Origin of the sequence: Desulfomicrobium macestii (assembly GCF_014873765.1) — a bacterium.
GTDB lineage: Bacteria > Desulfobacterota > Desulfovibrionia > Desulfovibrionales > Desulfomicrobiaceae > Desulfomicrobium > Desulfomicrobium macestii.
In genome coordinates this window covers 1-20,445 of record NZ_JADBGG010000036.1, presented here as the reverse complement: position 1 = coordinate 20,445, position 20,445 = coordinate 1, and the positions used below count along the sequence as shown (strand labels likewise).

At 56.8% G+C, this 20,445-nt stretch carries 17 protein-coding genes and 3 tRNA genes; 15 read left to right on the top strand and 5 right to left on the bottom strand.

The genetic code is table 11. The annotated features are described in order from the left end of the window. Positions 1-15 precede the first annotated feature (15 nt). Both H4684_RS17520 and H4684_RS17515 read right to left on the bottom strand, forming a co-directional pair. Positions 16-1,584, bottom strand: coding sequence for a sigma-54-dependent Fis family transcriptional regulator (locus tag H4684_RS17520; protein ID WP_092194526.1), 1,569 nt, complete (start codon positions 1,582-1,584; stop codon positions 16-18). Between the two features lie 129 nt (positions 1,585-1,713). Continuing rightward, positions 1,714-2,361 (bottom strand): hypothetical protein, encoded by a 648-nt coding sequence (locus tag H4684_RS17515; protein ID WP_092194524.1) that lies wholly within the window; start codon positions 2,359-2,361, stop codon positions 1,714-1,716. 238 nt (positions 2,362-2,599) lie between these two features. On the opposite strand from H4684_RS17515, the gene H4684_RS17510 reads away from it, so the two are divergent. Genes H4684_RS17510 through H4684_RS17500 form a run of 3 tightly spaced genes read left to right on the top strand, consistent with a single transcriptional unit; the run spans position 2,600 to position 4,839 of the window. Further along, positions 2,600-3,859, top strand: coding sequence for a glutamate-5-semialdehyde dehydrogenase (locus H4684_RS17510; protein ID WP_192624730.1), 1,260 nt, complete (start codon positions 2,600-2,602; stop codon positions 3,857-3,859). Further along, positions 3,852-4,526, top strand: a complete 675-nt coding sequence (locus H4684_RS17505; protein ID WP_192624729.1) for a nicotinate-nicotinamide nucleotide adenylyltransferase — start codon at positions 3,852-3,854, stop codon at positions 4,524-4,526. The genes H4684_RS17510 and H4684_RS17505 overlap by 8 nt, the downstream gene beginning before the upstream one ends. A gap of 10 nt (positions 4,527-4,536) precedes the next feature. Then, positions 4,537-4,839 (top strand): Dabb family protein, encoded by a 303-nt coding sequence (locus H4684_RS17500; protein WP_092194518.1) that lies wholly within the window; start codon positions 4,537-4,539, stop codon positions 4,837-4,839. 91 nt (positions 4,840-4,930) lie between these two features. Here H4684_RS17500 and H4684_RS17495 read toward each other — a convergent pair whose 3' ends face one another. Both H4684_RS17495 and msrB read right to left on the bottom strand, forming a co-directional pair. Then, positions 4,931-5,413, bottom strand: a complete 483-nt coding sequence (locus tag H4684_RS17495) for a 3D domain-containing protein (RefSeq protein ID WP_143077961.1) — start codon at positions 5,411-5,413, stop codon at positions 4,931-4,933. Positions 5,414-5,631: 218 nt separating this feature from the next. After that, positions 5,632-6,036: a peptide-methionine (R)-S-oxide reductase MsrB gene (msrB, locus tag H4684_RS17490; RefSeq protein WP_192624728.1), complete on the bottom strand. Its 405-nt coding sequence runs from the start codon at positions 6,034-6,036 to the stop codon at positions 5,632-5,634. A gap of 203 nt (positions 6,037-6,239) precedes the next feature. Between msrB and H4684_RS17485 the strand changes: the two genes are divergently transcribed. After that, positions 6,240-8,690, top strand: a complete 2,451-nt coding sequence (locus H4684_RS17485) for a glycogen/starch/alpha-glucan phosphorylase (protein WP_092194501.1) — start codon at positions 6,240-6,242, stop codon at positions 8,688-8,690. Between the two features lie 11 nt (positions 8,691-8,701). On the opposite strand, the gene H4684_RS17480 is transcribed toward H4684_RS17485, so the two are convergent. Beyond that, complete coding sequence (locus tag H4684_RS17480) at positions 8,702-9,946, bottom strand: EAL and HDOD domain-containing protein (RefSeq protein WP_192624727.1); 1,245 nt, start codon at positions 9,944-9,946, stop codon at positions 8,702-8,704. Positions 9,947-10,365: 419 nt separating this feature from the next. On the opposite strand from H4684_RS17480, the gene H4684_RS17475 reads away from it, so the two are divergent. The 11 genes from H4684_RS17475 to H4684_RS17430 all read left to right on the top strand — a co-directional run bounded on the left by H4684_RS17475 (position 10,366) and on the right by H4684_RS17430 (position 20,213). Next, positions 10,366-12,549, top strand: coding sequence for a glutamine synthetase III family protein (locus H4684_RS17475; RefSeq protein ID WP_192624726.1), 2,184 nt, complete (start codon positions 10,366-10,368; stop codon positions 12,547-12,549). 186 nt (positions 12,550-12,735) lie between these two features. Further along, complete coding sequence (locus tag H4684_RS17470) at positions 12,736-13,797, top strand: AI-2E family transporter (protein ID WP_192624725.1); 1,062 nt, start codon at positions 12,736-12,738, stop codon at positions 13,795-13,797. Between the two features lie 62 nt (positions 13,798-13,859). Next, a complete protein-coding gene (locus tag H4684_RS17465) occupies positions 13,860-14,855 on the top strand; it encodes an adenosine kinase (protein WP_092194470.1) in 996 nt (331 codons plus the stop codon). A gap of 6 nt (positions 14,856-14,861) precedes the next feature. Continuing rightward, entirely contained in the window at positions 14,862-15,293 is a 432-nt protein-coding gene (locus H4684_RS17460; RefSeq protein ID WP_192624724.1) for a PGPGW domain-containing protein, read from the top strand. Between the two features lie 253 nt (positions 15,294-15,546). Further along, positions 15,547-15,622, top strand: a tRNA-Val gene (locus tag H4684_RS17455). 14 nt (positions 15,623-15,636) lie between these two features. Next, positions 15,637-15,713, top strand: a tRNA-Asp gene (locus tag H4684_RS17450). A gap of 674 nt (positions 15,714-16,387) precedes the next feature. Beyond that, positions 16,388-16,765, top strand: coding sequence for an IS110 family transposase (locus H4684_RS20750; RefSeq protein ID WP_225940529.1), 378 nt, complete (start codon positions 16,388-16,390; stop codon positions 16,763-16,765). Between the two features lie 95 nt (positions 16,766-16,860). Then, entirely contained in the window at positions 16,861-17,406 is a 546-nt protein-coding gene (locus H4684_RS20745) for a transposase (RefSeq protein WP_225940528.1), read from the top strand. 526 nt (positions 17,407-17,932) lie between these two features. Continuing rightward, complete coding sequence (locus H4684_RS17440) at positions 17,933-18,619, top strand: hypothetical protein (RefSeq protein WP_192624723.1); 687 nt, start codon at positions 17,933-17,935, stop codon at positions 18,617-18,619. A gap of 280 nt (positions 18,620-18,899) precedes the next feature. Next, positions 18,900-19,970, top strand: a complete 1,071-nt coding sequence (locus H4684_RS17435; RefSeq protein WP_192624722.1) for a GTP pyrophosphokinase — start codon at positions 18,900-18,902, stop codon at positions 19,968-19,970. Between the two features lie 175 nt (positions 19,971-20,145). Then, a tRNA-Ser gene (locus H4684_RS17430) sits at positions 20,146-20,213 on the top strand. Positions 20,214-20,445: the final 232 nt, after the last annotated feature.

Sequence of the window (20,445 nt, the reverse complement as noted above, 5' to 3'; positions counted from 1 at the left end):
CGCACCCTCCTGCAATCAGGGTTTGCGCGTCTTGCCCCGCCCGTCGTATTTTTTGGGGTCGAGGTTGTACTTCTTGATCTTGTAGTTGATGATCCGGTAGCTGGCCCTGAGCTCCCTGGCCACCTGCAGCATGTTGCCCCCGCATTTCTGCAGGGCCTCGACCAGGATCTCCTGCTCAAATTTGCCCACGGCTTCGCCGAAGGAGAGCTGGTTGTCCGTGGCCGAGCTTTCGGCAGTCTGCAAGGTCGGTGGCAGATGGTAGGTGCGGATGGCCTCTTCGTTGCAGATCAGCACGGCCCGCTCCAGGCAGTTGCGCAGCTCGCGCACGTTGCCGTGCCACTGGTACTGGGTCAGCAGGTCGATGGCGGGCATGGAGATGCGCTTGATGTTTTTTGAGTACTCCTTGGCGAAGAATTCCAGGAAATACTCGGCCAGGGGCAGGATGTCCTCCCGGCGTTCGCGCAGGGGCGGAATGAAGATGGGGAAGACGTTAATGCGGTAATAGAGATCTTCGCGGAATTCGCCGGACTTGATCAGGTTTTCCAGCGGCTGGTGGGTGGCGCAGATGATGCGCACGTCGACCTTGATGCTTTTCTCGCTCCCAAGGCGCTGGATCTCCCCTTCCTGCAGGGCGCGCAGCAGCTTGGACTGGGCCTCGGGGCTGAGTTCCCCGATTTCGTCCAGAAACAGGGTGCCACCGTGGGCCAGCTCGAAGCGGCCCTTCTTGGAACCTACCGCGCCGGTGAAGGCGCCGCGTTCATGGCCGAACAGCTCGCTCTCCAGCAGTTCCGAGGGCAGCGCCGCGCAGTTGAGACGGATGAGGGGCTTGGTGCGGCGGGAGCTGGCGTTGTGGATGGCCTCGGCCAGGAGCTCCTTGCCGGTGCCCGATTCGCCGCGCAGCAGCACCGAGGCCTTGCTCGACGCGACCTGCATGATCTGCCCCATGACAAAGGCCATGGCCTTGGAGGTGGCCACGATCTTGGCCTGCACCATGGCCGTGTCGCGATCCAGGCTCTCGCCCAGGAAGCCCATGGAGGCCCAGAGTTCTTTCTGGGCCATGTTTTCCTGCAGATACGCGGTCTGGCGGGCGATGACAGCGGCCAGAACCTCAAGAAAGGCGCAGTGAACCTGCAACACTTCGGGCGTCTGGCAGGGGATGTCCGCGCTGAGCACGCCGAGCGCCTCCTGGATGCCCTCGGAGTTGATCCGCGTGACCGGGACGCAGATGAAGGAAAGTTCGGCCAGTTCCTTCTGGGTGCGGCCCATGGCCTTGTTCAGAAAGCGTTCGTCGTTTCCCATGGCCTCGATGATGATGGATTTCCCGCTGTCCAGAACCTGTCCGGTGACTCCCTGGCCGGGCAGGTACGTGGCTTTCACCGGCCCCTTGTGCCCGTAGGTGAGGTCGAAACGGATGGTGTTGGCCTTGGGGTCGAGGATGGCCAGCGCCATGCGTTTGTATTTCATGGCCTCGGCGGTCATGGCGAGCAGGCTGTCCAGGCTCGATTGCAGCGGGCTCATGGGATCGAGGTGCTGCACCGTGCCTTGAAGCGTTTGCAGATAATGCAGGAATTCGGCGGTCATCATGGGGTGGTATCCAAATCGTTTGCGAACTTTTGAGATGCGTTCATGGCGTTTGCTTCGGGGGGCGAGGCCGAAGGCCCTGGTCTCAGGCGAACCCCGCCAAGCGGGGACGCCTTTGGGATTTCACTCGTCTCAGGATTTGGATTTGAGTGTGCCGATCTTGTAGTCCAGGAATGCCTCGTTGCCGGCTTCCTTGGACTTGAGGGCCTCGTATTCGGAGATGGCCAGTTCGATCTGTCCCGCTTTTTCGGCGGCGAAAGCCAGGTTGGCGGAAATGGCGGGCATGAATTCCTGACCTGCGTCTTTCTTGAGGGCGCTCAGAATTTCGACGGCCTTGGCATGATCGCCCTTGAGGATCAGGGCCTTGGCTTCGCCGAGCCCGGCGATGACGCGGATGTCGGCGCCCTGGCCCACGGAACTCCAGGCTCCGGCCGCTTTTTCGTAATCGTTTTGATCCATGAAGATGCGGGCCAGTTCGAGCTGTGCGGCGGTGCGCAGCTCCTTGGGGCCGGACTTGGCGAAGGCTTCGAGTTTTTCGATGCGCGCGGTCTGATCGGCCATGGTCATGATGACGCCAAGCTCGCTCACGGCCTTTGCACGCTGCGACTCCTGGTAGGTGGTGACGCCCGAATAGACCGCCACGGCCACGACGATGCCGCCGATGGTGATGCCGATGGGCTTGATGTTGTCCAGGATTTTCTTCAGCAGGGGATGGATGTCGGAGTCCATTTCCTGTTCGATGGTTGCCAGGATATCGTGTGTCTCTTTGCGTTCTTCCATGGAAAGGCTCCTTTGATTCGAATTGCCATTATTGTAAAAGCCCCGTCTGTTTATAGGCAATTTCGAAAAAGGTCAAAGAGAATGCGCAAGGGGAAAACATGCCGGAATAAATGGATATCCGGTCTTTTAAAAAGGTGCCCGGATGAAGTATTCTTGCCTGTGGCGCGGCGTTGGTATAGTCTTTGAAAAATAATATTTTCGGCTTTGGATCTTTTTTCACCACAGACAGGAGCGAAGGATGAATCTGGAATCACAAATGCGCGAGCTGGCCGCATCGGCACGGACCGCCGCAAGGACACTGGCCACGGCCACGGGCCTTGAGCGCAACAGGGCGCTTCTGGCTTTGGCCGACCTGCTGCACGATTCTCGACAGGAAATTTTTGCGGCCAACACTCTTGATCTGGAGGCCGCGCGTGCCGCCGGGCTGGACGAGGCGCGCCTTGATCGCCTGCGCATCACCGATGGCGGCGTGGATTCCATGGCCGCCGCCTGCCGCCACGTGGCCTCTCTGTCCGACCCGGTGGGCGAGGTGGAAGGCATGATAAGGCGCCCCAACGGTCTGCTCGTCGGACGCATGCGCATTCCTCTGGGCGTCATCGCCATCATCTACGAATCCCGCCCCAATGTGACCATCGACGCGGCCATCCTCTGCCTCAAGGCCGGCAACAGCGTCATTCTGCGCGGAGGTTCCGAGGCCTATCACTCCAACCAGATTCTGGGTGGCTTGCTGCGCCGGGCCCTGGACACGGCCGGATTGCCCGAGGGTTGCGTGCAGATCGTGCCGACCACGGACCGGGCCGCCGTCAAGCATCTGCTGGCCCTGGACGAATACATCGACGTGGTCATCCCGCGCGGCGGCGAAGGGTTGATCCGGGCCGTGGTCAAGGACGCGACCATGCCGGTCCTCAAGCATTACAAGGGCGTATGCCACATCTATGTCCACAAGGACGCGGATCAGGAGCAGGCCCTGTCCATCGTCGAGAACGCCAAGGTGCAGCGTCCGGGCGTGTGCAATGCCCTGGAATGCCTGCTCGTGCACGAGGGCGTCGCGCGGGAATTTCTGCCCCGCCTGGCCGCCTTGCTGGCGCCGCTGGGCGTGTCTTTCAGGGCCTGTCCACGTTCCCTGCCACTTCTTGGCGACACGGCCACGCACGCCGAGGTCGATGATTTTGGGCGCGAGTTTCTGTCCCTGACCCTGGCGGTGAAGATCGTCGACACCCAGGCCGAGGCCGAGGAGCACATCGCCCGCTACGGCTCGGGTCATTCCGAAGCCATCCTGACCCGCACCCACGACCGGGCCATGCGTTTCCTGCGGACGGTGGACGCCTCATGCGTGCTCATCAACGCCTCCACACGTTTCAACGACGGCGGAGAGTTGGGGCTGGGTGCCGAGATCGGCATCAGCACCTCGAAGATCCACGCCTACGGACCCATGGGCGTGAAGGAGCTGACCAGCCTCAAGTACATCGTCTTCGGAGAAGGGCAGGTGCGTGTCTAGACCCCTGTCCGGTTCGGTGGGGATTCTCGGCGGATCATTCAATCCCGTGCACAACGGGCATCTGCGCATGGCCATCGAGGCCCGGGAGGCGCTGGGACTTGGGCGGGTGGATCTGCTGCCCGCCAAGGTTCCGCCGCACAAGGGTAAGTCGGGATTGCTCGATTTCGATCTGCGCCTGACCCTGCTGCGTCAGGCGGTGACAGGGGTGGAAGGTCTGGGAGTGAGCGCGCTGGAGGGGGAGATGCCCGTCCCCTCGTATTCGCACGTGACCCTGACCCGCCTGTGCGCCATGTTTCCGGATACCAACCATGTCTTCGTTCTCGGCAGTCCGGATTTTCTGACCCTGCCCGACTGGCACAGAGGGCTGGAGCTGCCGCTCCTGACCGACATCGCCGTGGTGGACCGGCTCGGGCTGGGACAGGCGGCGGTGGACGAATTTCTGGGCAGGCACTGGAAATGGCGGGAGGAAGGGCCGGGGGTGCGGCGCATCGAGACGGGACGGCGAGTTGTGCTTGTGCCCATGGCGCGCCTGGACGTCAGCGCGAGCATGGTGCGGGAAAAATTTTGCGCGGGCCTTGAAACCAGCGGGCTCGTGCCTGACGCGGTCCGGGGGCGGATGCTGGCCGACCCCCATCTTTTCAAGGATTGCTGGAACGTATCACCCTAATGGAGGAATCATGGTCGGACATATTGTGATGTGGAAACTGAAGGAGAGCGCGGAAGGCCGGAGCGCGGCGGAAAACGCGGCGATCATGAAGGACATGCTCGGGGCCCTGCCGGGACTCATCCCGCAGCTGCGCACCCTGGTCGTCAGCACGGACGTTTTCGCCTCCGTGCCCGAAACCGAGGTGGTCCTGTACACGGTCTTCGATTCTCCCGAGGACCTGCAGACCTATCAGGTTCATCCCGAACATCAGAAATGCGTGGCCTTCGTTTCGGCCGTGGCCGCCGAAAGGCGCATGGCGGATTACAACTTCTAGAGAGAGCGTGAAGTTGCGCGAGAGGGGGCAAAACGTCTTGTTCCCTTTCCCGCGCAAAGGTCGCAAAAAAGGGTGCTCGCGCACCCTTTTTTTAGCTGGCCAGCAGGGCCACCGTGACTTGTTTCTTGCCGAATTGCCTGGCCTGGTTGGTGTCGGGGAAGAAGATGTCCATGCGCTGCGTGTAGCGCTTGCTCATCAGATCCGCGATTTCAAAGATGCCGTGGCCTTTCACGTAGACCTTCTTGCCGAAGACCCAGCCTTCATCGAACAGATCTCTGCTCACGGCGACAATGCCGGGCCTTGCCTTGCCCATGCTGGCCGTCGTCTGCGGGTCGGGCCCGCATTCTTCGACGGTCGGGCTGTAGGCGGTCACGGTCACTTCCTTGACCCATCTATTCCTGAGCTCCGCCACCTGGCGGGTCAATTCCTGTCGTTCTTCGTTTAGCGTCGCGATCCGGGCTTCGTAGTGCCGGGCCGTCTCCAGTCTGGTTCCGTTATATGCGGCAAATCCTACCAGAGAGGCGATCATGACGAAAAAAAGCGAAGTGACGACAAATACTCCATGACTATTCATGTGCGTACCTCATCGTGCTTGGGGTGATGCTGCCGGCGACGGGAGAGGGGTGCGGGAGTCGAAGAGAAGGGAGCGGGAAAGTGCCGGCCGCATGGAAACAATAGTTCATAACAATTGAGGTCTCTACCCGAACGGCACCATGGATGCAACCCTGAATGTGCCTTCCGGTTTCAAGGGTTTGTCCGGAAAGAATATTGTTTCTTTCCGGATAGTTATGGCTATTTTCCAGCGTTTTGGGGTTCAAATTGCAGAGCAAGGGAATTGATGCAGTAACGCAATCCAGTGGGCTCTGGTCCATCGGGGAATACATGACCCAGATGTCCGTCACAGACAGCGCAGAGCACCTCAGTGCGGACCATGAACCAGGATTTGTCCTCATGCTTTGCGATATGCGTTTCGTCCACTGGCTTGAAAAAACTGGGCCAGCCGGTGCCTGAATCAAATTTGGCATCAGAGTGGAAAAGCGGGGTTTCGCAGCCCGCGCAGACATAGGTTCCCACCTCGTGATGGTCGTTGAATTTTCCGCTGAAAGCGGGTTCGGTGCCCTTTTCGCGCAGTACATGATACTGCTCGGGGCTCAAAATTTCCCGCCACTGGGCGTCTGTCTTTGTGATCTTATCCATTGAGTGTCCTCCCGCGGGCCACATGATGAAGGCGAATATCAGAAGCAGCCAGGTTGATTTTGGGCATTTGCGCATGACGTTTCTCCTTTTTCGAACAGGTAAGATTTGTGCGGGAGCTGTAAAGGCGCAGGTTTCTCTCGGAATTCTTTTATGGTAGCCTTGCTTATCCAGCACGACGATAAAGGATCCAAGGAGGATGCAAGATGACGGCCCCCGAAAGCAACCAGAGCGTTGAGTCCCTGAAGGACGATATACAGCGGCACGTGGCCCTGACCCTGGGCAGCGACCCTTTCCCCCCGCGCAAGGAGCGCTATTATCTCGGCCTGTGCTACAGCGTGCGCGACCGCCTGCTGGGCCAGTGGCTTGAGACTCAGCGTTCCTATTACGATTCCATTACCAAGCGCGTGTATTACATGTCCTTGGAATTTCTGCCCGGACGATTCCTCATGAACTATATCCAGGCCCTGGGCATGGAAGAGGAGTGCCGCGAGGCGGTGCGGGATTTCGGATTGGATCTGGACGAGCTGCTTGAAGAGGAATGGAATCCGGGACTGGGGAACGGCGGCCTTGGGCGGCTGGCCTCATGCTATATGGACTCCATGGCCACGTGCAAGATTCCCGGTTATGGGTACGGCATTCTCTATGACTACGGCATCTTCTATCAGACCATCGTCAATGGCTATCAGCATGAAGGCTGCGACAACTGGCTGCGCCAGGATTCCCCCTGGGTGCTTCGGCGCGGGCATTTCATGTTCCTGATCAATTTTTACGGGCGTAGCGAGGCCTACGAGGACAGCGCCGGGCACGAGCGTTTTCGCTGGGTGGACACGGAGTCGGTCATGGCCATGGCCTGCGACATCATGGTTCCAGGTCATCAGAACGGCCACGTGACCAACATGCGCCTGTGGAAGGCCATCTCCACCCGGGATTTCGAACTCGAACACTTCAACCGGGGCGATTACATCGGCGCGGTCCAGTCCAAGGTCGAGAGCGAGAACATCTCCAAGGTTCTCTACCCCAACGACACCAGCCCGCGCGGCAAGGAGCTCAGGCTGCGACAGCAGTATTTCTTCGTGGCCGCGACCTTCCAGGACATCCTGCGGCGTTTCCGCAAGAACAACTACTCCTCTTTCGACTGCTTTCCGGATCAGGTCGCGGTGCAGCTCAACGACACCCACCCGGCCATCAGCATCGCGGAGCTCATGCGCATCCTGGTCGACGACGAGGCCCTGACCTGGGAGACGGCCTGGACCATCTGCCAGAAGACATTCTCCTACACCAATCACACCGTCCTGCCGGAGGCCCTGGAGACATGGTCCGTGGAACTCATCGGGCGCATGCTGCCACGGCATCTGCAGATCATATTCGAGATCAATCGTCGTTTCCTGGACGATGTGGGCAAACGCTTTCCGGGTCGCGTCGATCTTTTGAGGTCCTTGTCCCTGATCGCCGAGGACGACGGCAAGCAGGTGCGCATGGCCCATCTGGCCATCATCGGCAGCCACACGGTCAACGGTGTGGCCGAGCTGCATTCAAAGATTCTCAAGGCGCGGCTGTTCAAGGATTTCGACAACCTTTACCCCGGCAAGTTCACCAACGTGACCAACGGCATCACGCCCCGACGCTGGCTGATGCAGGCCAATCCGGCCCTGTCCGAACTGATCGGCTCCGTCATCGGGAACGAGTGGATTCATGACCTGTCGCATCTGTCCGAGCTGGCCGCCTATGCCGACGATCCCGAATTCCAGCAGCGCTGGCAGGAAGTGCGCAAGCGCAACAAGAAACTCCTGGCCCGCTACGTTCTGCGCAAGCTTGGCGTAGGCATCAACCCGGCCACGCTTTTTGACATGCACATCAAGCGCATCCACGAGTACAAGCGGCAGATTCTGAACGTTTTGCACGTCATCACCATCTACAACCGCATCCGCTCGGGAAGCGTCGCGCATCATGTTCCGCGCACGCTGTTCTTTGCCGGAAAGGCCGCGCCGGGCTATTTGCAGGCCAAGCTCATCATCAAGCTCATCAACGCCGTGGGTCAGGCCGTGAACGGCGATCCCGCCGTGGGCAACGAGCTGCGGGTCGTTTTCCTGCCCAACTACTGTGTGTCGCAGGCGGAAAAACTCATCCCGGCCGCGGATCTGTCCGAGCAGATTTCGACGGCGGGCATGGAAGCATCCGGCACCGGCAACATGAAGTTCGCCCTCAACGGAGCGCTGACCATCGGCACCCTGGACGGGGCCAACATAGAGATCAGGGAAGTGGTGGGGGAGGACAACTTCTTCCTGTTCGGACACACCGAAGAGGACGTGCATCGGTTGCATTCCGGGGGCTACGATCCCGTGCAGATCTACGAAAGCAACATCGAGCTCAAGAAGGCGCTGGACATGATCTCCACCGGATTCTTCTCGCCGGAGGCGCCAAGCCTGTTCAGACCCATTGTCGATTCGCTCCTGGCCCACGGCGACTATTATCTGGTCCTGGCCGATTACGCGAAATACGTGGCGGAGCAGGCCAGGGTCTCGAAGTGCTACGAGGACCCTGCCCTGTGGACGCGCATGTCCATCCTGAACACGGCCAACATGGGCAAGTTCTCCAGCGACCGCGCCATCATGGAGTATGCGCGGAACATCTGGAAGGTTTCGCCCCTGACATAAACTCCGGGTCGTCAGGCGCCCTGGCCGATCTCCAGAATGGAGGAAGCCCAGGCGCCTGCCTCGCGATGCAGTCGCTGCATTGTTTCTCGCTCAAGGTTCAGGTCCATGAGGATCCTGTCCGGAGCATCTTCCCCCTGGTCCTCGAACGCGAGCATGAGCGTGAGCAGCGGCATGTATTCCGTGGTGCTCTCGCCGCGCAGGGCTTTTTTCTGCGCGTCGTTCAGGGGCAGAAAGGCCAGGGCGTCGGCCATGGGAATTCCGAGGATGGCGTCGAGCAGGGAAAACATGCCCAAAAGAAACATCTCGTCGGGCTTGAAGTCCCAGTAGTCGTGACCGGCCACGGTCTGTTCCAGGAATTTTCCCCGCCACAGCGAAAGGTGCAAAAGTTCGGTCTGTTCCTCGCCCTGCGCGATGTCCGCCAGCAGCACGGCGCGCAGCCAATTGCGCACGTTGATCCAGCCCAGAAGCGCGATGGCCTGGCGGATGGAATCGATCTTGCGCATGAACCCGAAAGTCGGGGAGTTGAGATAGGTGAGCAGTCGGTAGGAAAGACTCACGTCGGCCTGGATGGTCTGGGCCAGCTGGTCCAGATCGGGTGATTCGGCTTCGATGACGCGCAGAATCTGCAGGCGCGAATTCTGGTGTGAGGACAGCTTCTTGCCCGGAATGATCTCGGCGGTCTTGAAGAAGCGCCCCTGAAAAAGGGAAACGCCCAGTTTTTGCAGTTGTTCGACCTCCTCGCGGGTGGTCACGTTGCGCACGATCACGGTCTTGGCGGCCAGGGGGATTTTTGCAAGCTCTTCGGCCATGTCCGGGGCGCCAAGACAGATCACGTCGGCCAGTTCCATGAGGGGGGGCAGGGGGGTGACCCCGGCATTCCATTCCAGGGCGATGGTGTGCCCGTCCGCCGCCATCTGCCTTAGCGCCGGGAGCAGGTCAGGATCGTTTTGAAAATCCGGACTGATCAGGATGGCGGACGACTGAGCCGGAAAGGCGTAGGGGATCTGCTTTTGAAGCTGGTCCCGGGTGTAGGAGAGGAGCATTTTCTTGTTGCGGGCCAGGATGGTGTTCAGGCCGATGTAATCACCGGCGATGACCGTGGCCCCGACGTTGGCCCGATCCGGGTCCGGAGGCTGGTCCGTGACAATGCTCGCGGTGGCCTGGATCTCATACCCCCACACTGTCTTGGCGGCGGTGAAGATCGGATATCGAGACAGCAGATGAAGGTTGGTGGCGCTGGGAACGGCTGCGGGCATGGGCGGCTCCGGGTTGGAATTGAGGATTGCCCTGAAACTAGCAGAACACTGCGCAATTTTGAACTCTTATTTGCCTGGTTCAAATTCGTGTTGACATTTATGTGCATGATTCGCGCGAGGCGGACGTCGCGGATTGCCTTGTCCCGGGAGCCATTCGCGCCATGCAAGCCAGGGTGCGCCATGACAGGGGATGACGGCGTGGCGGGCTGTTTTGCAAAATTGTAATTTAATTCCGAATTAATTCCGGATTGCCGGGATTGCATATTTCAAAAATGTAATCTATTTACTTCCAAAATTCATGGTGCTTATATATTTCAATATGTTGTGCTAATGGCATCTGAATTGCTTTAGGCCTTGCAATTGTAATCACGGATCAACGTAGCAATAAAAGCATACATCAACTTGTCCTGGAGGATATCATGAACGGACTCACGGCCCGCAGGGACGCCATCAAGGCAATCACCGACTACAAACCCCTGCATGCGCCCCTGAATTTCAGCGAAACTTCCCTGACGGAAATGTTTGGAAGCAACGTGTTCAACGACAAGGTCATGCGTGAACGCCTGCCGAAAACCGTCTACAAATCCCTGAAGAAGACCATCGAACTGGGCGAGAAGCTTGACGCTTCCGTGGCCGATGTCGTGGCCAACGCCATGAAGGATTGGGCCATCGAGAAGGGCGCTACCCATTTCACCCACGTCTTCTATCCCCTGACCGGCCTGACCGCCGAGAAGCACGACTCCTTCCTGACCCCCGACGGGATGGGCGGTGCAGTGGCCGAATTCAGCGGCAAGATGCTCATCCAGGGCGAGCCCGATGCCTCCAGCTTTCCTTCCGGCGGCCTGCGTGCCACCTTCGAAGCACGCGGCTACACCGCCTGGGACGTGACCAGCCCGGCCTACATCCTTGAGAACCCCAACGGAACCTTCCTGTGCATCCCCACGGCTTTCGTGTCCTGGACCGGCGAGGCACTGGACAAGAAAACTCCGCTGCTGCGTTCCATGCAGGCCCTGAACAAGCAGGCCAAGCGCGTGCTGAAGCTGTTCGGCGTTGAGACCAAGCTGCCCCTGACTAGCTACGCCGGACCCGAGCAGGAATATTTTCTCATTGACCGCAATTTCATCTTCGCGCGTCCCGACCTGCTCATCGCCGGCCGCAGTCTCTTCGGCGCCAAGCCGCCCAAGGGCCAGGAGTTCGAGGACCAGTATTTCGGCGTGACCCCGCGCCGCGTCATGTCCTTCATGATGGAAGTGGACCGCGAACTGTTCAAGCTCGGCGTGCCGGTCAAGACCCGTCACAACGAGGTGGCCCCCAGCCAGTTCGAAATCGCGCCCATCTACGAGCAGGGCAACCTGGCCACGGACCACAACCAGCTGGTCATGACCGTGCTGCGCAGCGTGGCCAAGCGTTACGGCATGGTCTGCCTGCTGCACGAAAAGCCCTTCGCCGGCATCAACGGCTCGGGCAAGCACCTCAATTATTCCATCGGCAACGATGAAGTCGGCTGCCTGTTCGATCCCGGCGACACGCCGCATGAAAACGCCCAGTTCCTGGTCTTCTGCGCCGCCGCCATCCGCGCCGTGCACAAGTACGGTCCGCTGCTGCGCGCCACCGTGGCCAGCGCCTCCAACGACCATCGCCTCGGCGCCAACGAGGCCCCGCCGGCCATCATGTCCGTGTACCTCGGCGAGCAGCTGACCGATGTCTTCGAGCAGTTCAAGAAGGGCGAGGTCAAGAGCTCCAAGAAGAAGAGCGTCATGAACATCGGCGTGGACACGCTGCCGCCCCTGCCCATGGATCCGGGCGACCGCAACCGCACCAGCCCCTTCGCCTTCACCGGCAACCGCTTCGAATTCCGCGCCGTGGGTTCCTCCATGTCCATCGCCGGTTCGCAGGTGGCCCTGAACACCATGATGTCCGAGTCCCTGGACTACATCGCAACGGAGCTCGAAAAGACCACCGGCGGCAAAAAGACCAAGCTCAATGAAGCCGTGCAGAATCTCCTGCAGAAGATCATGGTCGAACATGATCAGGTCATTTTCAACGGCGACGGATACTCCGAGGAATGGCATCAGGAAGCCGAAAAGCGCGGCCTGGCCAACCTGAAGGCCACCCCCGATGCCCTGCCCATGCTGTCCATCCCTTCGACCATCGAACTCTTCACCAAGTACGGCGTGTTGAGCGAGGCCGAACTGCGCTCCCGCGAAGAGATCTATCTGGAGCAGTACTGCAAGACCATCGAGACGGAAGCCAACCTGATGCTGCGCATGTCCAAGACAGTCATCTTCCCGGCTTCCTTCCGCTACCAGAGCGAACTGGCCACGGCCTGCGCCAACCTCCAGGCCATCGGCAAGGAATTCGGCACCACCACGCTGGACCAGCTGACCGCCAACCTGCGCGGCATGCAGAAGGTCACCTACGAACTTGAGGCATTGCTTGAAGGCGACAAGGGCAACTCCACCCTGGAGCACGCCAACTACTTCTACAAGACCATTCTGCCCGCCATGGCCGAGGTCAGAAAGCATGCCGACCTTCTGGAAACGATCGTCGCGGACGATCTGTGGACTCTGCCCAGCTACCAGGAGATGCTCTTCATCCGTTAACCATTTTTCCGCCGAACCGGCCTGTCGAAGCGCATCCTCCCCTCGCCAGGTCTTTGCCGAACACCGGCCGGTTCACGGAATCTTTTCAGGCTGCCTCCGGGCAGCCTTTTTTCGTTGTGTTGACGCCAGGCGCACGTGTGTCTAGATATCTGTGGCGTCTTTGCACCGAGCACGTGAGAACCCCCCATGGAAATTTTTCGCAGATGGATGAGTGCCGTTTTTTCCGACACGCAACTCGTCATCCTTTTTCTGGTGCTGGTCGTCAGCGGGGCGATTGTCCTTTCTGTGGGCAATCTGCTGGCCCCTGTCATCGCCAGCGTGGTCATCTCCTTTCTTCTGGAAGGACTGGTGCGTTTTCTGGTCGGCTTCCGCTGGCCGCGCATGCTGGCCGTGGTGCTGGTTTTCGGGTTGTTCATGCTGTTTTTGGCGGTGATGATTCTGGCGCTGGTGCCGCTACTCGTGTCCCAGATCACGGATCTCATCGACAACATTCCCTGGATCGTCTCCAAGGCCCAGAACGCCCTCGTGCATCTGCCCCGGCAGTATCCGATCCTGACCGAGGCCCAGGTACAGACCGTGGTCGATTCCCTGACCGCCCAGTTTTCCCAGTACGGGCAGCAGGTCCTGGCTTTTTCGCTGTCCTCCGTGCGCTCCGTCTTTTCCTTCGTGGTCTACATGGTGCTCATGCCGATCATGGTCTTCTTCTTTCTGAAGGATAAGGACGTGATCCTTGAATGGCTGTGCGGCTTTCTGCCCCAGGATCACACCCTGGCCAGCACGGTCTGGCTGGACGTCAAGACCCAGGCCGGAAACTACGTGCGCGGCCGCATCTGGGAAATCTTCATCGTCTGGATCGCCACCTACGCCTGTTTTCTGTATTTCGGCCTGGACTACGCCATGCTCCTGAGCCTTCTGGTCGGCCTGTCCGTGATCATCCCGTATATCGGGGCCGTGGTCGTGACCGTGCCGGTGCTCATCATCGCGTTCATTCAGTGGGGCTTTGACGCGCACTTTACCTGGGCCATGATCGTCTATTTCGTGATCCAGCTCCTGGACGCCAACCTGCTGGTGCCGTTGCTGCTGTCCGGAGCCGTCAACCTGCACCCCATCGCCTCCATCACGGCCATCCTGATTTTTGGCGGCATCTGGGGCTTCTGGGGGGTGTTTTTCGCCATCCCGCTGGCCTCGCTGGTGCAATCGGTCCTCGGAGTCTGGAAAAACCGCCGGGGCTGCCTGGTGGAAGGTTAAGAATATAGGTCCTATGGGTCCTATTAAAAACAAAGAAAGTTAAGATATTAAAGGAAGAATTCATGAAAAAATACGATGTGTACGGAATGGGCAACGCCCTGGTCGACATGGAATTCGAGGTGCCCGATGCCTTTTTGGAAACCATGGGCGTGGAAAAGGGGTTCATGACCCTGGTCGATGAAGAGCGGCAGTTCGAGCTGCTCGAATACCTGCGCAGCGAGCGCAGCGTCCGTTCCGGCGGCGGGTCGGCCGCCAACACCATCGTGGCCAATGCCTTTTTCGGTGGAAAGTCCTTTTACACCTGTCTGGTCAGCAACGACGAGATGGGTGATTTCTACGCCCAGGAACTGGCCCGGGCCGGGGTCGGCACCAACCTTGCCGAGCGCCGCGCCGACGGAGTCACCGGCAAGTGCCTGGTCATGATCACGCCCGACGCCGAGCGGACCATGAACACCTACCTTGGCATCTCCGAGTCCCTGTCTGCCGAGCAATTGTGCCCGGAAGAGCTGCGCGAGTCCGAATTCCTGTATTCCGAAGGCTATCTGGTGACCTCGCCCACGGCGCGGCCTGCCGTTGTCCAGGCCATGAACATCGCCCGTGAAGCCGGGGTCAGGACGGCGCTGAGCTTTTCCGATCCGTCCATGGTCAAATATTTTCGCCTGGGCCTGGAGGAGATTGTCGGCGAAGGGGTGGACCTGCTGTTCTGCAATCGCGAAGAGGCTATGCTCTGGGCCGAATGCCGCACCCTGGCCAAGGCCGTGGACAAGCTGCGCCGCAACGCCAAGACCTTCGTGGTCACGCTCGGCGGGGAGGGCGCTCTGGTGTACGACGGCGAGGACATGCACGAGATCGACGCCTGCCGGGTCACGCCCCTGGACACCAACGGCGCCGGGGACATGTTCGCCGGCGCCTTCCTGTACGGCATCACCCACGACATGAATTACGTCCAGGCCGGGGAGTTCGCGAGCCTGGCCGCATCCAAGGTGGTTACAACCTTCGGCCCCCGGCTTCAGCCCGAGCAGTACGCCCGGACCCTGGCCGAATTCCGGGCCCGGTAGCACGGCATGCTGGCGGGGATTGAAGGGTGGTGGGCGGAAGGACTTGGCTGGCTGGCCGCCTTTTCCGTGCTGACATTCGTGGGTTCGCTGCTGGTCCTTCCTCTGGTGGCCGCCCGCATTCCCGCCGACTATTTCTGCGCCGAAAGGCGCGGTAAGACGCCGTGGCGCAGGCGTCGTCCAGGCCTGCGCATGATCGTGCTGATCCTCAAGAACATGCTGGGGCTGGTCCTCTTCCTGGCCGGGGTGCTCATGCTCTTTCTGCCCGGCCAGGGCCTGCTGACAATTTTTCTCGGCATCATGCTCATGGATTTTCCCGGCAAGTACAGGCTGGAAAGATACATTATCTCACGCGGGCCAGTCCTGCGCGGCATCAACTGGCTCAGGAAGCGTTCCGGGGTTGAGCCTCTCGAAGTGACGGAGTGTGACGATCTGTTTTGAGTACCTACGCACTCCTGATGGCCGGGAAAAATCGCCGGTGGCAGGTGGGGTTGCGTGGTTCTGAAAAGAGAAAGTTGTCTGATTCTGGGATATTGCGCATTGAAAGGACAGCAGGACGCTTTATTTTTTGGCGGTTGCCTGCTTCGTAACATGCTGAAATATAAAGACTTAAAATGAAATTAAAATTTTCTTAAAAAAGTCTTTGACAGTAGGCATTGGCCCCTATAAAGACTGTTTCTCGTTGGACGGGACGGGGCGGTTAGCTCAGCTGGGAGAGCGTCGGCCTTACAAGCCGAGGGTCATAGGTTCGATCCCTGTACCGCCCACCACGAAGACAAAATGCGGGGTCGTAGTTAAGTCGGTTATAACGCCGGCCTGTCACGCCGGAGGCCGTGGGTTCGAGTCCCATCGGCCCCGCCATTAGAAAGTAAGGGATTTCAGTCGAAAGGCTGAAATCCCTTTTTTCTGTTGTGGGCTTTTTGTGGGTCAAAGCCGCTCCAACGCTCCGTATTTGCTCGATTTGATCTCTCTATGGGGACGGTGATTCGGCTGAAGCTTACCTATAGGTAATCATCTGCCTGTGAAGCCGGAGGCCATGGGTTCGAGTCCCATCGGCCCCGCCATTAGAGAACAAGGGATTTCAGTCGAAAGGCTGGGATTCCTTTTTTTGTGTGTGGGTTTGCGCGTTGTGTCTTACGAATCGAAGAAAGCCATCCGGTTGCGGGTGCTCTTTTGTTCGCCTCATGTACGTATTGTTCGGTAGCTCTTACGTGGATTATGTATGACAAAAGAAGTAGTTGCCGTTTGTGCAACTTTTATTGTAACGACGTTACGCAAAAAATGTGACTACGATTGATGATCAATGAGGGTCACTTTTTTTAGGGGGTGAGCTGTTGCCACTGCCTTTATGGGATGATTCAAACTTAAGATTTGTTCCAGATTTCGGTTTGGAGGGGCAGATGTTTGTTCGAGTGGCATTAAAGAAAAGTCAAAACGAGACTTGATAACCATACAAAAGGACACCTCCGAAAATAGCAGATGGCCGATTCCTCTGCTATATAGGAGTTGGGAAACACTCATATCGGAGGTGTCCAATGGCTATATACGCAGGAATCGATTTGCATTCAAATTCAAATTTCTTGTCTGTGGTCGATAGTGCAGGAAAGATCATTGAAAAACGAAAACTTGCTAACGATGTCCAGGCAATCCTGCATCCGCTAGCTGCCTACCGGGATCAACTGCAAGGAATTGCCATCGAGTCGACCTTCAACTGGTATTGGATCGTCGATGCGTTGATGGACGAGGGCTACCGGGTGCATTTGGCCAACCCGGCAGCTATCCAGAAGTACTCCGGGCTCAAACACAGCGACGACGCCAGTGATGCCGCCTGGCTCGCCGAGATGCTTCGCCTCGGCGTCCTGTCTGAAGGGTACATCTATCCAAAGCGGAACGTCCGATCCGGGATCTGCTGAGAAAACGCGGACATCTGATACGCTTGAGAACGTCTTTGATCACGAGTTTGCAAGGCATAGTTTCCCGGAACAACGGGTATTCACTGCCGGGGCGCATGATCAAGCAACTCAAAACAAACCATGTCGCCCCCTTGTGTGCCGCAAATGAGGATTTGGCCCTTTGCGGAGAAGTCAGCAAAGACACCATCGACTACTTGGGGCGGCAGATAAAGAAAATCGAGAAGCAGGCCGAGGAGCGAACCGAATTGCGGCCAGCGTACAAAGCACTGCTCTCCATGCCTGGAGTAGGGGTCGTCCTGGGACTGACGATCATGTTGGAAACCGGGCCAATCGGGCGCTTCGCCAAAGCGGGCAATTTCAGTTCGTATTGTCGGAAAGTGCCCTCCAATTGGATCAGTAACGGCAAGCGCGAGGGACGAGGCAACACCAAGAACGGGAACAAGTATTTGGCGTGGGCTTTTTCAGAGGTCGCTGAGTTCGCCAGGCGTTACGACGATGCAAGCCGCTCATGGTATGACCGCAAGCTGGCTAGAAGTAACAGAATGGTCGCGCATAGCGCCTTGGCCCACAAACTTACGAGGGCCGCATATTTCATCATGCGGGAGGGTGTGAACTTTGATCATGAAAAATGCTTTGCATGAATTTGGAGGCGGTGGGGAACCAGCAAAGGGGTTGGTATAACCATGAGATTTGATTGGTAGTCACCGCTTCCAGCTTTTCGGATGACTTTGTTTCGCCGACCACGGCATGAGCCAGCAACGGGTTGGTTCACAACCATGAGATCTGTAACAACACTTTGGACATGGCGTGGGATCGAAGATTATCTGGCCGTCGCAAGACGGTGGGGCTGCTTCGGTGGCCTAGATCCTGATGGGTGACTGGTGCGGCGGAATACGCCGACACGCAATGCTGATAATTCGACAAAGGCAGAAGACAAAGAAATCTGGAGTGTTATCTAGGGATCGTTACCCGAGGCGAGAAACCTGATTTTCTGGCCCGCAGGAGCACTTTCTCTTGACCTCGGTCCTTTTGATGGGTGACCCCTTTGTTTCCTTCTTTTCATTTATTAAATATGTTATTTTATAGCAATTCAGTGATTTATTGACAACAAATCGATTAGTGTGAAACCTGTGGCTCATCTAATGGAGAAATTAGGAGGGTTTCGCAATGCAGATCCCGCGTGAAGAAACTGTTAAGGAGGTTGCGGTCGCTCTCGTCAAGGGAGCGTTGCAAGCGACTCCCTTGGTGGGAGGTTTGCTTGCCGAGGTGATGAATCTTTTCGTCAACCCTGCCGAGAAGAGAACAGAGCGATGGTTAGCGGAGGTGTTGTCAACCATTGAAAAACTGCAAAAGGAGCTTAGAGTAGTTCCCGAAGTCCTTCAGAATGACGAGCGTTTCATCTCGTTTCTATACCAAGCCACACAGATAGCTTTGCGAAACCATAGGGTTGAAAAAATTCGTGCACTGCGAAACGCACTTGAGGCAACTGCCATAGGGAACATGCCTGAAGAGGACATAGCCTTCCAGTTCTTAAAGTTTATAGACGAATTTTCATTGATGCACTTGCGGTTGCTGGATTTCATAAACAAGCATGCCATGCAGGGGCGCGTGACGCTGGAGCAGGTGCTCAGTCAGTTTGAGATTTATCTCGGAGCTAGCATCGAACGAGCACACTTTCGTGCCGTCATTAAAGATTTGGAGTTAAGGTCACTCATATTGGCTGGCGATGTACAAGATTTACCAGAATTTGCGACACAGCAAAACGCTGTATTTACAGATGATTTTGAGCCAAAGCCATTATGTGTGACCTCATTGGGCCAGAGCTTCTTGGAGTTCATTGCGGAAGGTAGATAGCCTGTTCAAGCCCTCCAAACAACGCGATCTACCCGACGCCCTAGCCTCTGCTGATTCGCCACTCTGACAGGGGCGTGAGTGAGCCACTTCTCCCATCATGTGACTAGTGCTGGAAAGGGCAAAGTTCAAAACAGTCCGGACAATGTTGCAAGTGGTGTCGAGAAGAGCCAAAGCGAGACCTGACCACTTTTCTAAAATAAAAGATAACAAACGGGTAAACGAGGACTCGCTGAAGCTCGCCAGTTACCCTACACGTTAGCCATTCAAAGAAGGAATACCCATGCCATCGTTGAATTTTGAAACCGAGAAGGCGCAGTTTCGGGAATTTCATACCTCAAACCGTCAATTGCTTGAGGACGCGAAGGATTCGTTTGTAGCACTTTCAAACGCATTATTGATTCACGCCGGTTCTATAGCTATTTCAAAAATCGAAGGCCGCGTCAAAGACAGAGAAGAATGCATCAAGAAGTTTAACCTAAAGTACCGAACGAACCTTGAGTCAAGTTCAACACCATACACCATACGAGATCACATTACCGACCTTATAGGGCTGAGGGTTGTATGTCTTTACGAAGATGACATAGAGAAAATTGAAAAATGTCTTTCTGAGCACTTCGAAGTAATCGATAAAACAGACAAAATATCGCAGATAGAAAACACAGAAGGTTCCTTTGGATACAAGGGGCTTCATCTCGATCTACGACTTAACGAAGTCAGAAAGGCTTTGCCAGAGTACATCAAATACTCTGAATTCATGTTCGAGATTCAGATAAGAACAATTATCCAAGATTCATGGAGCGTACTAGATCACAAGATAAAGTATAAAAAATCGATCCCAACGAGACTAAAACGGCGTATCAATACACTAGCAGCGCTATTTGAACTTGCTGACAGGGAATTTCGTGAAATTAGAAATTCGACAGTTGAGGAGATTCAAAAAGAAGAAATCTCCGACGAACTGCTAACGCAGGAAACCGACGAAAGTCACAACCAGCCAGAGGAAGAAAAGTTCCACTACTCGATCCTGAATGCTTTTAGCTTTCTGAAAATTGCAAAGCATTTCTTTAATGGCTTCGAGTTCGAACCTCACAAAGTCGATGGATTCACACAGGAAATCATCAGCATGAAACCGGACATTAGCAGGGGCAAGTTTAACTTTTACATGAGAGAAAATATCTCTAGAGTTAAGCGCTACCAAGCATGGTTTGAGCAGTCAAATCCCAACGACAAACTAAACCCATACACCATAATAAGGCACTGCTTATTCCTTGGCGACAAAGAGATATTTGCCAACATTTTGACAAATACAGCCAAAGAGAGTTTCGAGCCATGGTTACACGAAAATGGCTAACAAACGCTTCGAGTGGGATGCTCCAACATCCGGCTTTGCCACCTGTTTCCGCGCCCCTCAAACTAAACGTTATAGCTTTTTTGAAAGGATTCGCGCGTGGGTTTTTTGTGGGTTTTTGAACCCACGAGAATCCACGCGAGACTACGTAAAACTACGTAACTAGCTGAAATACGGCGGGGTAAAGCGGCATTCATCGTCCTGTCACGCCGGCGGCCGTGGGTTCGAGTCCCATCGGCCCCGCCATTAGAAAGTAAGGGATTTCAGTCGAAAGGCTGAAATCCCTTTTTTCTTTATGGGGTCCGCTGTGGGTTTATGTGACTCCAGCTACTTCTTTTTTGATTTGGAAGACGAAAGGCCATCCGGTGACGGGTGGCCTTTCGTCTTGTAAACCTCCCCAAGTTAGTGCCATCCAAAAGTAGAGGTTTCCTTGGGTGAATTTTTCATGAGGAACTCTGTCGGGGTCAAATCCCCAAGG